This is a genomic window from Sphingomonas sp. S1-29 (assembly GCF_026167545.1).
In the GTDB taxonomy this organism is placed as follows: domain Bacteria; phylum Pseudomonadota; class Alphaproteobacteria; order Sphingomonadales; family Sphingomonadaceae; genus Sphingomonas.
In genome coordinates, this window is sequence record NZ_CP110678.1 from 2,518,993 (window position 1) to 2,533,800 (window position 14,808).

13 protein-coding genes and 1 tRNA gene are annotated in these 14,808 nt (G+C 65.3%); 8 read left to right on the forward strand and 6 right to left on the reverse strand.

Annotation, left to right across the window (positions count from 1 at the left end; all coding sequences use genetic code 11):
* Positions 1-45: 45 nt before the first annotated feature.
* The 3 genes from hisC (at position 46) to OKW76_RS12020 (ending at position 4,129) form a co-directional block, all read left to right on the forward strand.
* Positions 46-1,140: a histidinol-phosphate transaminase gene (gene hisC / locus OKW76_RS12010; protein ID WP_265549117.1), complete on the forward strand. Its 1,095-nt coding sequence runs from the start codon at positions 46-48 to the stop codon at positions 1,138-1,140.
* The gene (locus OKW76_RS12015; RefSeq protein ID WP_256506006.1) at positions 1,140-2,048 is read left to right on the forward strand and encodes a prephenate/arogenate dehydrogenase family protein; all 909 of its coding nucleotides are present in this window, start codon (positions 1,140-1,142) and stop codon (positions 2,046-2,048) included. Before hisC ends, OKW76_RS12015 begins: the two co-directional genes overlap by 1 nt.
* Positions 2,049-2,164: 116 nt before the next feature.
* Entirely contained in the window at positions 2,165-4,129 is a 1,965-nt protein-coding gene (locus tag OKW76_RS12020) for a hypothetical protein (protein ID WP_265549118.1), read from the forward strand.
* A gap of 360 nt (positions 4,130-4,489) precedes the next feature.
* On the opposite strand, the gene OKW76_RS12025 is transcribed toward OKW76_RS12020, so the two are convergent.
* Genes OKW76_RS12025 through ftsE form a run of 4 tightly spaced genes read right to left on the reverse strand, consistent with a single transcriptional unit; the run spans position 4,490 to position 7,357 of the window.
* On the reverse strand, positions 4,490-5,239 hold the full coding sequence (locus tag OKW76_RS12025) for a lysophospholipid acyltransferase family protein (protein ID WP_265549119.1): 750 nt from the start codon (positions 5,237-5,239) through the stop codon (positions 4,490-4,492).
* Positions 5,236-5,772, reverse strand: coding sequence for a YdcF family protein (locus OKW76_RS12030; protein WP_256506011.1), 537 nt, complete (start codon positions 5,770-5,772; stop codon positions 5,236-5,238). Before OKW76_RS12030 ends, OKW76_RS12025 begins: the two co-directional genes overlap by 4 nt.
* Entirely contained in the window at positions 5,769-6,653 is an 885-nt protein-coding gene (locus OKW76_RS12035; RefSeq protein WP_265549120.1) for a cell division protein FtsX, read from the reverse strand. Before OKW76_RS12035 ends, OKW76_RS12030 begins: the two co-directional genes overlap by 4 nt.
* Positions 6,650-7,357 (reverse strand): cell division ATP-binding protein FtsE, encoded by a 708-nt coding sequence (gene ftsE, locus OKW76_RS12040; RefSeq protein ID WP_265549121.1) that lies wholly within the window; start codon positions 7,355-7,357, stop codon positions 6,650-6,652. Before ftsE ends, OKW76_RS12035 begins: the two co-directional genes overlap by 4 nt.
* A gap of 167 nt (positions 7,358-7,524) precedes the next feature.
* Here ftsE and OKW76_RS12045 point away from each other — a divergent pair, with 167 nt between their 5' ends.
* Entirely contained in the window at positions 7,525-8,346 is an 822-nt protein-coding gene (locus OKW76_RS12045; protein WP_322740088.1) for an MJ0042-type zinc finger domain-containing protein, read from the forward strand.
* On the opposite strand, the gene OKW76_RS12050 is transcribed toward OKW76_RS12045, so the two are convergent.
* On the reverse strand, positions 8,318-9,706 hold the full coding sequence (locus OKW76_RS12050; RefSeq protein WP_416221811.1) for an MATE family efflux transporter: 1,389 nt from the start codon (positions 9,704-9,706) through the stop codon (positions 8,318-8,320). The two genes, OKW76_RS12045 and OKW76_RS12050, sit on opposite strands and share 29 nt — an antisense overlap.
* Positions 9,707-9,836: 130 nt before the next feature.
* Here OKW76_RS12050 and OKW76_RS12055 point away from each other — a divergent pair.
* From OKW76_RS12055 to OKW76_RS12070, 4 genes are all read left to right on the forward strand, one after another.
* Positions 9,837-9,922 (forward strand) — tRNA-Leu (locus OKW76_RS12055).
* Between the two features lie 121 nt (positions 9,923-10,043).
* Positions 10,044-11,090, forward strand: coding sequence for a hypothetical protein (locus OKW76_RS12060; protein WP_265549122.1), 1,047 nt, complete (start codon positions 10,044-10,046; stop codon positions 11,088-11,090).
* Positions 11,087-11,398, forward strand: a complete 312-nt coding sequence (locus OKW76_RS12065; protein WP_265549123.1) for a hypothetical protein — start codon at positions 11,087-11,089, stop codon at positions 11,396-11,398. Before OKW76_RS12060 ends, OKW76_RS12065 begins: the two co-directional genes overlap by 4 nt.
* An 831-nt stretch (positions 11,399-12,229) precedes the next feature.
* Positions 12,230-12,820, forward strand: coding sequence for a hypothetical protein (locus tag OKW76_RS12070; RefSeq protein WP_265549124.1), 591 nt, complete (start codon positions 12,230-12,232; stop codon positions 12,818-12,820).
* 123 nt (positions 12,821-12,943) lie between these two features.
* On the opposite strand, the gene OKW76_RS12075 is transcribed toward OKW76_RS12070, so the two are convergent.
* On the reverse strand, positions 12,944-14,743 hold the full coding sequence (locus OKW76_RS12075; RefSeq protein ID WP_265549125.1) for a hypothetical protein: 1,800 nt from the start codon (positions 14,741-14,743) through the stop codon (positions 12,944-12,946).
* Positions 14,744-14,808 lie beyond the last annotated feature (65 nt).

Sequence of the window (14,808 nt, forward strand, 5' to 3'; positions counted from 1 at the left end):
AGGGCCAGCTTGCCATTCGCCTGCGCCTCGGCCATCGCCTTTTGCATGACCGCACCTATCCCCAAGCCATGGATCATGGACATCGCCCCTTATGTCCCGGGCCGATCCAAGACCGACGACGGCCGCGTCGTCGCCAAGCTTTCGTCGAACGAGAACCCGCTCGGCACCGCCCCGCAGGCGCGCGCCGCGTTCGACGCCGCGCATGGCAGCCTCGAGCGCTATCCCGATGCCGGCGCCGCTGAGCTGCGCGAGGCGATCGCCGCGTCGTGCGACCTCGATCCCGCGCGCGTCATCTACGGCACCGGCTCGGACGAAGTGCTCCATCTCGCCGCCGGTGCCTTTGCCGGGCCGGGCGATGAAGTGATCTTCGTGCGGTACGGTTTCGCGGTGTACGAGATCGCGACGCGGCGCGTCGGCGCGTTGCCGGTGATCGCCCCCGATCGCGATTATGCGACCGATGTCGACGCGATCCTCGCCGCGGTCACCGACAAGACGCGCGTCGTGTTCGTCGCCAACCCCAACAACCCCACCGGCACCTTCATCGCCCGCGAGGAAATCGCACGGCTCCATGCTGGCCTGCCCAAATGGGTGCTGCTGGTGATCGATCAGGCCTATGCCGAATATATCGACGCCGCCGACGATGATCACGGGCTCGAACTCGCCAAGACCAAGTCCAACGTGCTGGTGACGCGCACCTTCAGCAAGATCTTCGGCCTCGCCGCCGAACGCATCGGCTGGGGCTATGCCTCGGCCGAGATCATCGATGCGATGCACCGCATCCGCGCGCCGTTCAACGTCACCACTGCCGGCCAGGCCGCCGCGATCGCCGCGCTCGCCGCGACCGATTTCGTCGATGCCAGCCGCGCGCATAATGCGCAGTGGCGCGAATGGTTCGCGGGCGAGATCGAGAAGCTCGGCAATGCCGGGCTGCGCGCGGTGCCGTCGAAGGCGAACTTCGTGCTGGTGCTGTTCGAAGGCCAGGTGACCGCCGAGCAGGCCTATCACGGCTTGATGGACCGCGGGTACATCGTGCGCTGGCTGCCGGGGCAGGGGCTGCCCAACGCGCTGCGAATCTCGATTGGCACCGCGCAGGAGACGCAGGGCGTCGCCGCGGCGCTGCGCGAGATCGTCGCGGGCTGATGCTGCCCTTCGCGCGCGTTACCGTCATCGGGCTCGGGCTGATCGGGTCGTCGGTCACCCGCGCGGTGCGCGCGCGGATGCCCACGGTGCGGCTGACCGGCTATGATGCCGATCCCTCGGTGCGCGACACCGCGCGCGCGATCGAGCTGTGCGACGACGTGACCGACACCGCGGGCGCGTCGGTGATCGATGCCGACCTGGTGGTGCTGTGCGTCCCCGTCGGCGCGATGGGCGCGGTCGCCGCCGAGCTCGCCGCCGACCTGCCCGCCGACGCGATCGTCACCGATGTCGGATCGTGCAAGGCCAGCGTGGTCGAGGCGCTCCAGGCGGCGCTGCCCGGCACGACGATCGTCCCCGCGCACCCGGTGGCGGGCACCGAGCAGAGCGGCCCCGAGGCGGGCTTCGCCACCCTCTTCAACCATCGCTGGTGCATCCTCACCCCGCCCGAGGGCACCGACCCGGTCGCGATCGAGCGCGTCGCTTCGTTCTGGCGCAACCTCGGCGCCGAGATCGAGACGATGGCCCCCGAACACCATGATCGCGTCCTCGCGGTCACCAGCCATTTGCCGCATCTCATCGCCTATACGATCGTCGGCACCGCTTCGGACCTCGAGGAAGTCACCCGGTCGGAGGTGATCAAATATTCGGCGGGCGGCTTCCGTGACTTCACCCGAATCGCCGCGTCGGACCCGACGATGTGGCGCGACGTGTTCCTGTCGAACCGCGAGGCGGTGCTCGACATGCTCCAGCGCTTTTCCGAGGACCTGTCGGCGCTCCAGCGCGCGATCCGCTGGGGCAAGGGCGATGAATTGTTCGAGCTGTTCGAACGCACCCGCGCGGTCCGCCGCTCGATCGTCGAGGAAGGCCAGGACGACGCCGCCCCCGATTTCGGCCGCTCGCACGAATAGGCAGGAGGCTCGCTCGGTCGCCGGTTCGGGCGTTGCTTCGGCGTGACTTGATTTTGAGTCCGATCGGGCGCTTCATGTTGCTCCGAATGCTTTGGCGCGATGTGGAGCTTCGAAAAATGATGCGATGGTTGCTTTTCGTCGTCGGCACCGCCCTCAGCCTCCCCGCGTACGCCCAGCTGACCGCGCCGGTGAAGAATGGCGAGACGACCATCACCGTCACCGGCACCAAGATCCGCGACGCGAAGGTCGAGATGAGCGACTGGCGGATGGCGGAGACGCCGCACGTCGTCGTGTTCAGCCAGGGCAGCGAAAAGGATCTGGTTCGCACCGCACACAATCTCGAGAAGCTGCACTTCCTCCTCTCGGCGCTGACCGGGAAAGTCGATGCGCCCGACGAGACGATTAAGGTCGCGGTGACGATGATCGGCGATGTCGGGACCTTCGAGCAGCTGCGATTGACCGATCTGCGCTGGCAATATGGCCCGTTCCCCCGCGCGTTCGCAAAGACGATCTACTATGATCCGCGCGACGAAGGGTCGGTGCTCGCAACCACGCAGGACGGCGTGAATTTGGTGCTTCGCCCGTCGGTCGGCCGTCCGACGAACCGCAATTGCGACGGTGGCGACGGCGGCTTTCCACCGGTGACGCAGATCGTCGTGGCCCCGCGCGGCGAGCAGGGCGGGGTAGATGCCAACGACGCCTATATGCAAATGCCCGTGAACGAGCTCGCCTTCTGTCAGTCGGCCGAATCGCGCCTCTATGCGGGCTTCGCGCAGAACTACCTGATGACCTATTCGCCGGCTGCGTACCCGCGCTGGTTCCTGCAGGGCTTCGGCGAGATGTTCGCGACGATGGTCGCCGGCGACGACTTTGTCGAATACGGCCACCTTCCGAGCGGCTTCTTCAAGGTGATGGAGCATTACAACGCTTATCCGGTAACGCACATCCTCGACGGCCGCTATCTTTCCGGCAAGCGATCCTGGACGCCCTATCACGCGTGGCGGCTCGCCCATCTTCTGTATTTCTCGGACGAATGGAAGCCGCGATTGGGCAAGTATCTGGATGCCCTGGCAGGGGGTGCCGACCTGGAGAGCGCCGCGACCGCGCTTGGCGACCCCGCCGAGCTCCAACGGGCCGTGATCGGCTACAAGGGACGCAAGCTACAGGGCGAGCGAATGACCTTCCCCGCCGAGCGGGCGCCGCCACCGACCGTCCGCCGCCTCACCCGGGCCGAGGCCGGCCTGATCCGCGGCCGGCTCGAGCTCGGCGCGCGGATCGAGGTGCCCGCCGCTGGCCCCGACCGCGAGAGGGCACTTGCCCGACGCACGGCCTGGCTCGAGCGGCTGCGCGGCAATGCGCGGCAGTTCCCCGACCTCATCGAACACCAATTGCTCTTGGCCGAAGCCGAATGCCGCACCGGCAATCCCGAAGCCTGTCTCGGCGCCGCCGACCGCGTGATCGCGCAGGCGCCGACCGAAACCCGCGCGCTGGTCTGGAAAGGCACCGCGCTGACCCAGCTCGCCGCACGCGCGCCCCAAGCCGAACGCCGGCAGCGGCTCGAGGTGGCGAGGAGCTTCATCGTCAAGGCCAACCGGCAGGACCCCGAAAGCAGCCTGCCGCTGATCGCCTATCACGAAAGCTTCGCCACCGCCGGCGAACAAGCCCCCGATGTCGCGGTCGAGGGGCTGTACAAGATCGTGCAGTCCGCCCCCGCCGCGCCCGGCCCAAGGCTCAAGCTCGGCGAGGAACTGGTCGCGCGCGACCTCGGCGCCGAAGCGCGCAAGACTTTGCTGCCGGTCGCCAAAGGCCCCTTCGAAACCCCCGAAAAACCCGCCGCCGCCGCGCTGCTTCCGAAGGCAGCGGTGGGGGCCGGGGGGGTAGGCGGTCGCCCCCATGCTCCCGTCGTCACCCCGGACTTGATCCGGGGTCCAGCGAGCGACCGCGTGCTACCGCAATTTGGTGGAAAGCGGGCGTTCTTCAGGCACGAACAGCGCCAACCTAAAAGGTGCCGGGCCGATTGCGACACATCACCCCTATCCACGCAACAGCTGTCGCTCCTCCGATCGACAGCGCCGGGATAACTGTGGCTTGATCTGCTAATCCTATCAATACTGCAATCCATAGGCCAAGGAAGGAGCCGAGACAGCCGTAAAGCACAGCAAATGGCAGCGGGTGCCGGTAAATAGCTTCACGGAATGGCCAGCTAAGTGGAATGCCGATCGTTACAAGGGCAACCAAACTGACGAAAAACCCGATGAGCGCCATCAGCAAAGTTAGCCCCAGCAAGATCGTGAGTGTCTTTCCCGAGGGCGGTTCGATCATAACAGAAATGGCAGCTCCTGCGAGACTGCCCAGCAGCGCTGCGACGAATGCCCGATATATCAACCTAATGAACCGCATAATGGGAAAGTGCCGCTTTGCCTCTATGCCCGCAATAAGCGCTATCGCCCGTCCCCGTCCCCGTCCCCGCCCCCGCCAACAGCCTCACCCCCCACCAACCGCTCGTCCTCGAACACGTTGATCCCCGCATGCGCCGCCGCCTCGATCGCCTCGCGCTTCATCCCCGGCGGCAGCGCTTCGCCGAAGCGGAACTCGACCACGCCGGCGCGCTTCATCCCCTTGCGCGGCCACACCTTCGCGGTCTCGAGCGCGATCGGCACTGCGGGCAGGCCGAGCGCACGGTACAATCCGGCAAAGCCCGATTTCAGCGCCGGCGTCTGTCCGGGCTCGATCCGCGTGCCCTCGGGGAACAGCAGCACCGGGCGGCCCGCCGCGCGCGCCGCCTGCGCCTGGCGCATCATCTCGCGCAATGCCTGCGAAGAGGCATCGCGATCGACCATGATCGCGCCATAGCGTTTGGCGATCCAGCCCCAGAACGGGATGTCGCCCAGCTCGCGCTTCATCACCACCACCGGCGCGCCCAGGATCCGCGTCAGCTCGAAGGTTTCGTAGAAGGACTGGTGCTTGGCGACGTACAGGGCAGGGCCCTCGGGCCGCGGTGCGCCGGTGATCCGGGTTTCGATGCCGAGCACGTAGCGCGACACCAGCCGATGATATTGGAACCATAGCAGCACCCCGCGCCGCATCGTGGCGCCGCCCACAAGGCCACAGGCGCAGGCGAACAGCACCAGCGGCACCGATCCTGCATAGAACAGCACGTCGAACGCGATCGCACGCAGCCTGGCAATCATCCGGCAAACCCCACCCACAGCGCGACCCGGCGGATCAGCAGCTTGTTATATTCGTCGAACAAGGTCGCGAAGCGCGCATTGGTGCGCACCGGATCGCCCACCACTTCGACTGCGCCATCGAGCGCATTGTCGAGCTCGAGCCGCGCGCGCGCCATGTGCCAGTCGGCGGTGACCAGCCGAACGCTCTTATAGCCGCGCTTGCGCACCCAGTCGGCGGTCTCGTCGCCGTTCGATCGCGTGTCGATCGCTTCTTGCCCCAGGTCGATGCAGCATTCGAACAAGGCGGGGCGCACGCGATATTCGAGCGCGAGCTCGATCGGGCGGACGCTCGGGTCGACGCCCGAGATCAGCATGCGATCGGCGCGCTTGTCTTCCATCAGCGCAAGGCCGCGGTCGATCCGCCCCGCGCCGCCGGTCGGCACGACGATCGCATCGGTGCGCCGATCGTCGAGCGGCTGGCCGAGCCCGAGCATGAACACGACGAAGCCCAGCGCATAGGCCAGCGCCAGGAAGGACAAAGCGCGCAGGATCACAGCCGCCGCCCCAGCGCGGCCAGCACCGTCACCCGCGCGGCGATCGTCGCCATCAGCGTGAAGCCCAGCGGCAGCAGCGTCAGGATCGCCCAGTCGCCCGGTCGCAGCGCGACCCCGCCGACGATCTCGGCACCCAGCCGGTCGATCTGGCTGCCGAGGAACACCAGGAACACCAGCGCCAGCAGCGTGCCGATCGCCCCGCCCACCAGCGTGTCGATCGCGATCCGGCGCTGGAACAGTCGCGCAACCTGGACATCGGTGGAGCCGAGCATGTGCAGCACTTCGATCGTGTCGCGGTGCGTGTCCAGCCCCGATCGTGCCGCCAGCAGCACGACGAAGGTCGTCGCGCTCGCCACCAGCAGCACCAGCCCGCCCGCCAGCAGCGCCAGCGTCGCGATGAAACCGCGCACCGGCGCCAGCCACTGCGCATGCGCATCGACGCGCGCTTGCGGTGCGATACCGCGCACCAGCCGCTCGATCCCCGGCGCGGCGCCGGGGTCGGCCAGATCGACATCGATCATCGCGGGCATCGGCAGGTCGGCGTCGAGCCCCGCCTCGCCGAGCCACGGCTCGAGCAGTTGCGCCAGCCGCGCGCGATCGACCTCGGCGACCGCGCGCACCCCGGCACGCCCGCGCAGCGCGCGCACGATCGCCGCGACGCTGCGGTCGCGCACCGCGGCGTCGCCCTCGACGATCTGCACCGTCACCCGCCCGGCAAGGTCGCTGTCGAGCGCGCGCGTCGCCGCCCAGGTCGCAAGCCCCAGCGCGCCGGCGAGCACCGTCAGGAACAGCATGATCGCCATGATCCAGCGCATCGCGCGCGTCGCCCGGCCGTCGTCGAGCAGCCGGCGATCGGGGGTGTGCGGCGCGAGCAGGCTCAACCCTCGAATTCCCGTGGCGGGTTGCGCAGCGATCCGGTCGGATCCTGCAGCCGCCCGCCCTCGATCCGCATCATGTGCGCGTTGGGAATCCGGTTGAGCAAATGGAAATCATGCGTCGCAACGACGACGGTGGTGCCCAGCCGGTTGAGGCTCTCGAACAGATGGAGCAGCCGTTCGGCCATGTCGGCGTCGACATTGCCCGTCGGCTCGTCGGCGACCAGGATCTCGGGCCGCGTGATCACCGCGCGCGCGATCGCGATCCGCTGCTGCTCGCCGCCCGACAGCGTCGGCGGGCGCGCATCGGTGCGGTCCTTCAGCCCAACCCAGGCGAGCATCTCGCGCACCGGCTCGTCGATCTCGTCCTCGGGCATGCCGGCGACGCGCAAGGGCAGCGCGATGTTGTCGAACGCCGAGAGGTGCGGCACCAGCCGGAAATCCTGGAACACCACGCCGATCCGTCGGCGAAACCCCGGCAAGCGGCTGCGCGGCAGCGTCACCGCATCCTCGCCGAACAGCCGGATCACCCCGCGGCTCGGCCGCTGCGCCAGGTACAGCAGCTTGAGCAGCGAGGTCTTCCCCGCGCCCGAGGTGCCGGTCATGAAATAGAACGCCCCCGCCTGCAACGTGAACGACACGTCGGACAGCGTTTCGGGCCCGGTGCCGTAGCGCAGGCCAACATTCTCGAACTGTACGATATTGGCCATTCGTGCCGGCGGCGGCCTGTCCTTCGTTGCACCCGGCAATTGCCATCGCACGTCCGCGATATGCGCTCAAGACGGTGGCCCGATGCGCCCGCCGCCGCGCCCCAAGACTCTTGCCAGCGAACCCATTTGCATGTTTAGATTCGCCCCAGGCCAATCCGGTCGTTTGCTTGTCCGAAGACGCCCGCCACATGATCCTCGAATGCACCCAATGCCGCACCCGCTATCTGGTCCCCGACAGCTCGATCGGCGGCGACGGGCGGACGGTGCGCTGCGCCAAGTGCAAGCATAGCTGGTTCCAGCCGCCGACGGTGATGAACCTGGCGCCCAAGCCCGCGCCGGTGCCCGCTGCAGAAACGCCCGCCGAGCCTGCGCCCGCGCCCGCGCCGGTTCCCGCGCCCAAACCGATCCCGGCCGCTGCGCCTACGGCCCCTGCGCCCGCGACTGCCGCCCCGGCCGCTGCAGCACCCGCCGCCGCTGCCCCGATCTATTCCTATGTCGATCCCGATCTCGACAAGCCGCATTACGATGCCTTCGCGCACAAGCCGCCCTTCCAGCCGCGCCGCAACCCCGCGCGCCGCTGGACCGCCGCCGCGGTGGTCGCTGGCGTCTCGATGCTGCTCGGCATCGGCGCGATCGTCTATTCGGGCGCGCCCGGGATCGCCGGCCAGCTCGGGCTGCCGATCGGCACCACCGAGACCCCGCTCCGCTTCGTCGATCGCTCGATCGAGCGGCGCTATCTGTCGAGCGGCAACGAATTGTTCGTGGTGTCGGGCAAGATCAACAACCCCAGCACCGCGGCGCAGCGCGTCCCCGACATCCGCGCCGAACTGCGCGATCCGCAGGGGCGCATCGTCTATAGCTGGACCATCACCCCCGAGCTTCGCACCCTCGCCCCCAACGGCGCGCTGGCGTTCAGCAGCGGCAAGCTCGACGTGCCCGCCAATTCCAAGCGGCTCGAACTCAGCTTCGCGGGCGAGAGCGCGCGCTGACCCACCACAGCCGCGCGCCGTTGAGCAACGCCGCGGCGACCATGCCCGCGCCCGAGGCATAGACCAGCCCGAGCGACCCCCAGCCGGTGTGCACCAGCCACCAGCCGAGCCCACCGGTGACGACGAAGAAGCTGGCGATCCCGTTCAGCCCCGCCGCCACCTGGTCGCCCATCGACCGCAGCGCATAGACGAACACCACCTGCACCCCGTCGAACAGGATGAACGGCGCCCAGGCGACGAGCATCCCGACGCCGATCGCCTCGACCGCGTTGATCGCCGGAAACGCGCCGACGATCCCCGGCGCGGCGATCAGGATGCCCAACGCCATCGCCCCGGTGGCGAGCGCCGCCAGCCCCGCCGCGAGGCCCGCGCGCCACGCCGCCTGTTCGGGCCGTCCCTCGCCGATCGCATTGCCCACGCGCACCCCCGCCGCCGACCCCAGCCCCAGCGCGACGCCGAAGGTGATGTTGTGGACCGAGAACACGATCTGGAAGGCATGCGCGCTCGCCTCGCCCAATTGCGTCGACAGCGCGATCAGGATCGAGAATCCCGCGAGCTCGAGCCCCGAGGCGATCGCGGGCACCAGCCCAAAGCGCAGCAACCGGATCATCCCGTCGGGCCGCCAGTCGCGCAGCCGCCGCACCCCGCGTTCGTGCGCGCGCGGCAGCGTCCAGGCGGCGTAGAGCATCGCCACCGCGCCAAAGGCCGATGCGGTCGCGGTCGCCGCCGCCGCCCCCACCGCGCCCCAGGCGGGAAACCCCAGATGGCCCCCCGACCATGCCCAGGCTAGGACGGCGTTGAGCGGCAGCACCGAGAGTTGCACCACCATCACCCGCCGCGGCCGGCTCACCCCTTCGAGGAAGAAGCTGGCGGCGATGCTCAGCAACTGGAACGGATAGGCGAGCGCCATCACCTGCACGACGCGCGCACCAGCCGGCGCGATGCCCGGCTCGACCCCCACCATCAGCAGCAGCGGATGCGCAAAGGCGAACAGGATCCCTCCGCTCGCCAGTCCCAGCACCAGGCCGAGCACCAGCCCCTCGTGCAGCACCCGCCCGGTCTCGGGCAAATCGCCCGCGCCATCGGCGCGCGAGACGAACACCAGCACGCCGGACAGCCAGCCGAGCACCACGACGATGCCGATATAGGTCAGCGCGCGGCTGGCCCCCAGCGCCGCCACCTCCTGCGTACCCGTCAGCCCGACGACGATCACGTCGGTGACGTGGAGGATCGTCCAGTTGAGGCTGGTGAGCATCACCGGCCACGCCAGCGCCAGCAGCCGCCGCGTTTCGTGCGTCACCGATCGCGATGTGCTGGCCGCGGAGTCGGCGGGCGGCAGGGTGGGGGAGGGGGCGGCCATGGTCGCGCTTCCCTACTGGCTGCGCCGCTCCGGCGATAGGCCGCACGATAGCATGTTGCGCAGCCCGTCCGGCGCTGCTAGGGGCCTGCGCCTACCAACTGCAGGTGCGACGCACCGGTGGTATGCACGTGCGGTCGTGGCGGAATGGTAGACGCGCAACGTTGAGGTCGTTGTGGGCGAAAGCCCGTGGAAGTTCGAGTCTTCTCGACCGCACCACTTTCCTGAAAATCGGTTGATGCAAGACGCCGGGCGGCCAGCCCAGGAGGCTGCTTTGCGTCGTCTTGACTTGTTGGTAAATGTTGCTCAAATGTTCTCACCGCAGCAGGGGTGAGGCGGCATGATCCAGATAGCGGACGGTGAGCGGCGACACGCGTTTTCACACTGGCTGCGCACCGGCAGGATGCCGGCCGTGCGGGGTCCCGACGGGATCGAGCTGAAGTTCAATCCCTGGCATGATCCGGCCGACGGCCGTTTTACCTTTGCCGGTGCCGGACGCTATTATGGCGCGGGAGGCACGAGCCCAAGCAACCGCCAGAGCGGTCGCGGATCGAGGATCGACCGCGATCAGCCTGAGAAGCCAAGAGCCGCAACCAAGCCGCGGGCCGAAGCGCCGCGCCCGGTGCGAGGGGCAAGTTACCGATCGGCCTCGCGGCGCGAGGACCGGCCCAACCCGGTGACTGAATTCGCCGCCGGTGTCGGCGAGGGCGTGTACGATGTCGCCGAAGGAACGGTGACGGGGGCATATGCCGCGCTGACGACCAATCCGCTCACCACCCTCGGCAACGCCGGGCGCGCGATCGCCGAGACGATCGATACCGCGATCGCCGCCGAAGACACGCCGGCCCGGGTCCAAATCTCCCGCGCGGCCGATGCGATCGCCAATGCGACGCCGCGCGAGATTGGCCGTGCCACTGGGTCGGTCGCAGCGAACGCCGCGTTGATAGCCGCACCGGGGGCCGCGCTCGGCAGGATTTCGTCGGCGCGCCGGCTGCGGCAAGCCCAGCTGCGCCCGACTTTCGACCCGCCCAAGATTGGCTGGGTAAGGGAAACCGTCACGTCAGACAAACCGTGGAAAGCGTATAACGACTCCGCGACCGGCGGAAGGCCCGGCCAGGCGCCAGTATTGGTGCGAACCATGCCCGACGGCACGAAGCGGCCCGTGAAATTCGACGGTATCGACGGCGACTATGTGATCGACCGTAAATGGAGTATCTGGACTACGCCGCGAGCGCGAGCGCAAGTGTTGCGGCAGGCCCAGGCATTGGCGGAGCATCGTCAAATCGGAATCTGGGAGGTTCCGAACCTTAAACAGCGAGCCGCTGCTCTCAAGCTGCTGAGGAAGATGAAAATCACCAGGATCAAGGTCAGGGTTGTTGAGCCATGATAGCTTTACCAATTGTACGAATCATCGCAGACTTTTTGGTATTCTTCAATCTTGCAGATGAAGACGTGCTCGATGCCGACGTCGCGATCAAGATGATGGAGGGGTTGGGTGGCGACCTTCAGGCACTCGATAAACAACTTCTCCGCGAACTGGTCGATGCTTTCGAAGCAATTGCGTCGGAATATAGCGGCGAAGCGCAGGAGGTCGTGCGCAATTTCGCATATAGCTTTTACCTCGAAGAGGCGCTCGCTGCCGACGATCCGGTGCGGCTGGCCGAATTGGAAGCGATACGCGACGCGAGGGATTGAACCCCAGGCGCGGCAGCGGTCGCCGGATGCAACGCCATACTCCGCCGCATCCTGCCCCGGCGACGCACGACAGCCCTGCCGCCCATCGCTGTCCTACAAGCACCGGCCCTGCTACGCTCATTCCATGACCGCCCCCGCGCCAAGCTCGACCGCAATCGCGTTGCGACCCGGGGAGAGGGGCAACCGGGGGGGTACGTAGTGTAGCTTTTGTAGCTTTCCGAGCCGTCGATGCGGCGCGACTCGCGCTGAACTAGGCAGAAAGTGTCAGGCTTCAACATAAGCTGCTCAAACCGACGTTGATATTGAACACTTTTTTCAAAATGAGCGGTTAGCCATTTTTCACTCTAGCCGCTCAAAAGCGCCTTTTATTTCATTCAACCCGCTCAGCCGCGACGCCGGTGCCTCGAGCGCCGGCCGCTAGGTTAAACCGCCGTCTTTGCCGTCAATGATTCGCGATTCGCTTTGGGATGTGGGTCTGACAACCAGAGCTAAGGGCTATCAAGTTGGGTCGGATCGTACTTCGTCCGGATGGACCGCGGCGGGAGCCATTGCTCGACCTAGGCGGTGGTCCTGAGCCTCAGCGAAAGTCTTGGGTTCAAAAATGCACGGTTCGGTTGGATTCGTTCCGTAGAGCACCGGCGTATGGGGGGGTTCTTTATGCTTAGACATAGAATACTGGTTGGGATTGCAGGTCTCTTAGCGGTTCTGATGCCTATCGTTGGAGCGCTAGCGTATCATAAACAGGTAAGCCCCGGATATCGCGGTGGCGTACCCGCTTGAGATAATAAAAACGTATAACAGGAAGGCCGAATCACGCTGGCGCGGGGAAAGATGCGCGGCACCGAAGCCGGCAAGGATGGCTCCAACGAGAATAAGCAATATGTTCCAGCCCTGCCCCTCCAGCCATCTATCGCTGTCGAGTGCCAGGCCAACGCTATCGCACGGGCAAATTTGGCGGGTTCGGAAGTTGCATTCATCTTTGCGGCTATAACCGTGAGCATAGCGGCCATGGGCGTTGTCACTCAGGCAGCCATAGGACGTAGTGACCGTATTAACGCTACGCGTATCGGCGGCTCGCATTTGATCATTGTCCCAAACTACCAAACTGGTGTCGGTCCTCCGTGTTGGGTCATATACAATGCTGGAAACGAGGAGGCGCGGATCGACAATATTACGGTCGTTCAAGCCCCCCCAGGAACATCCGCGACTGCGATCACGCGATCGGCTGATATCGACGACTTTCGAGTTCAGCCCGGTTCGGAAATTTCCATCACTCGTAGCGCCGCCGCTGGCGTCAATGATGTGATGCTCGTCGTGCACACGCGGGACATGCAAGGAGAGCATTTTGCTTGGGCTCGTTTCAGAATGGAGTTCAGTCCCGTTCGCCATGTTAAGCAGGACGAAGGCAAGATTAAAGTATAGATCCATAATCGGTTTTCCTTCAGAACTAAAAGACTTATCTAAATCTAGATCGGTAAAATGTATATGAAGATGTGCATCTATTCTCCTGCATCAACAAAGCCACAACTTGCGATTCTGAACAAATTAACAATGCATAACCGCGTCGTGCAGCTTCAGGTTAGTTAACGGTTGCGCCAGCCGAATCGGTCCAACTAAAACCTGTTCAGCGCGGGCGCGGAGCCAGAGACCAGGCGCAATCTGCGGAACAGCCTGTTCCTCAAGGATCATCGCAGTTCGCATAATCGAAATCCCTGAGCGCCGGGCAACATCGGAGGTCGTAACACCGAGAGCTGCCCGCTCCAGAATGTCCTCGACTTTGAAACGCTTCTTCTTTCTGCCCGTAAATACGATACCGGTGAGCAACTGTCCGGCGCTGACATTGCCGTTAAGGCATTCGAGCGCGTCGCCTTGGCTCCAAGTATTCGCCCTTTCGATAATCGCCTTAGGATTGTCAGGTTCGGACAATCGAACAACCATCGGTATTGCGTCCGCTTCGATAAGCAGTCGGTCGACTATTGCAGTGTACGGACCGCCGTCGCACACTGAGAAAGGCAACGTGCCGTCGAGCATCCCGGCAATGACCGCACCCCAGGGTTTAGGGCGGCCTGAAATATGTCGGATAGCTTCGACCAACCGGATCGGGTCAGCGAGGTCGGTCACCTTACCTTCTATGTCGGCTACCAGTTCAAGTGCCGTAGCCTTGTAAGAGGCGCATTGCTTAAGCTGGCCACTTGGCGCTTCAGGAGTGAGAAGGCAGTGGGCGAGCAGCTGCTCTACGCCATAGACGGGCAATCCGAGGAGGCTGGCAACCCGGGCCCTTGCACCAATCACTCTAAGGAATGGAGCAACCTTAACGACTTCGGCCGGATCAAAAGCCCGAACCCGTAGCGAGCCTTTCGCCCAAGAGTGCTGCGTGAACTTCTCGTCGTCCCACGCTGCCTTGAGCGCGCTTTCATCGACCCCACCTAAACGCGCCGCAGCCATGGCCCCGACGAAATGGGTCAGGACGCGACCTCCGGCACCGGAGGGGATATATGCCGGCTGAGTGGACGCCTGTGCACCAGCGGTCGACGGCGTGCAGCACGAGCTTGTGACCGTCGATGGCGCTACAACATCGAGTATTGCATAGTTGCGCGTCACCCATTCCCAGACATAAGCTGGACATTCGTTCGAACGGCTTATTTCACCAAGGCCGTGAGGCCAATCAAGTAGTGACGTAGCGGCGCTCGCGATTGCTTGCGTTCGCTCGGGGGGAGGGGCCTCTTCAGCGCGCCGGGCCGAGGTGGCTCGCGCTAGGTTCATGATTATGTCGTAGACCAGGTTTCGACTGACGTTGCGAAGCGCAGCGGGTAGCATCCGCTGCGCAATCTGCTGCGTCCCAGGGTTTGGATCTACGAGGCCAGCAACCAGCTCGAGCGGGGTACGCAAATCACGAGGCACTGGAACCGGCGGGATCTTACCAAGGCTTCCACCGCACGAGTGACAGCGGCTTGAGCCGTTGACGGTGACCCAGTTCTGACGAACACCGTCATCTGTGCATGGGCATGTATCCTGAAGCAGGTCCCAGCCTACCGTTGAGAACGGAAGATCCCGAAGCTCGTGGGTGGCTGGGTGATAGAGGACGCCCTGAGCAATCGCGGCGGGTGAAAAGCGCCTGACCTTATCTTCGATGCGGCTCTTCATGATATGCAGACCAAAAAAGCCTCGATGTCCCCGTCCATGTGCCGGGTAGCGCCGCGCGATAACTTCGGACTCATCAATGCGCAGGGCTGCAGCAAGACCGGCTGTGTTAAGGTTTGCGCTCTCGGACACCAGGACCCGGTTGCGATTTGACATTCCAAAATGCTGAAGCATGCCGAACGTATTGGGGATGTTGTTCTTCAAGCAGGCGTCGAACACGATCCCCCGGAGCGATGCTCCGGGGGAGAGGTCGGCTTCACGGAGGGCCC

Bases quoted from the DNA above. Each gene is read 5' to 3' on its own strand.
- hisC (WP_265549117.1), top strand. From the start codon at position 46: ATGACCGCACCTATCCCCAAGCCATGGATCATGGACATCGCCCCTTAT.
- OKW76_RS12015 (WP_256506006.1), top strand. From the start codon at position 1,140: ATGCTGCCCTTCGCGCGCGTTACCGTCATCGGGCTCGGGCTGATCGGG.
- OKW76_RS12020 (WP_265549118.1), top strand. From the start codon at position 2,165: ATGATGCGATGGTTGCTTTTCGTCGTCGGCACCGCCCTCAGCCTCCCC.
- OKW76_RS12025 (WP_265549119.1), bottom strand. From the start codon at position 5,239: ATGATTGCCAGGCTGCGTGCGATCGCGTTCGACGTGCTGTTCTATGCA.
- ftsE (WP_265549121.1), bottom strand. From the start codon at position 7,357: ATGGCCAATATCGTACAGTTCGAGAATGTTGGCCTGCGCTACGGCACC.
- OKW76_RS12050 (WP_416221811.1), bottom strand. From the start codon at position 9,706: ATGGCCGCCCCCTCCCCCACCCTGCCGCCCGCCGACTCCGCGGCCAGC.
- OKW76_RS12060 (WP_265549122.1), top strand. From the start codon at position 10,044: ATGATCCAGATAGCGGACGGTGAGCGGCGACACGCGTTTTCACACTGG.
- OKW76_RS12065 (WP_265549123.1), top strand. From the start codon at position 11,087: ATGATAGCTTTACCAATTGTACGAATCATCGCAGACTTTTTGGTATTC.
- OKW76_RS12070 (WP_265549124.1), top strand. From the start codon at position 12,230: ATGCGCGGCACCGAAGCCGGCAAGGATGGCTCCAACGAGAATAAGCAA.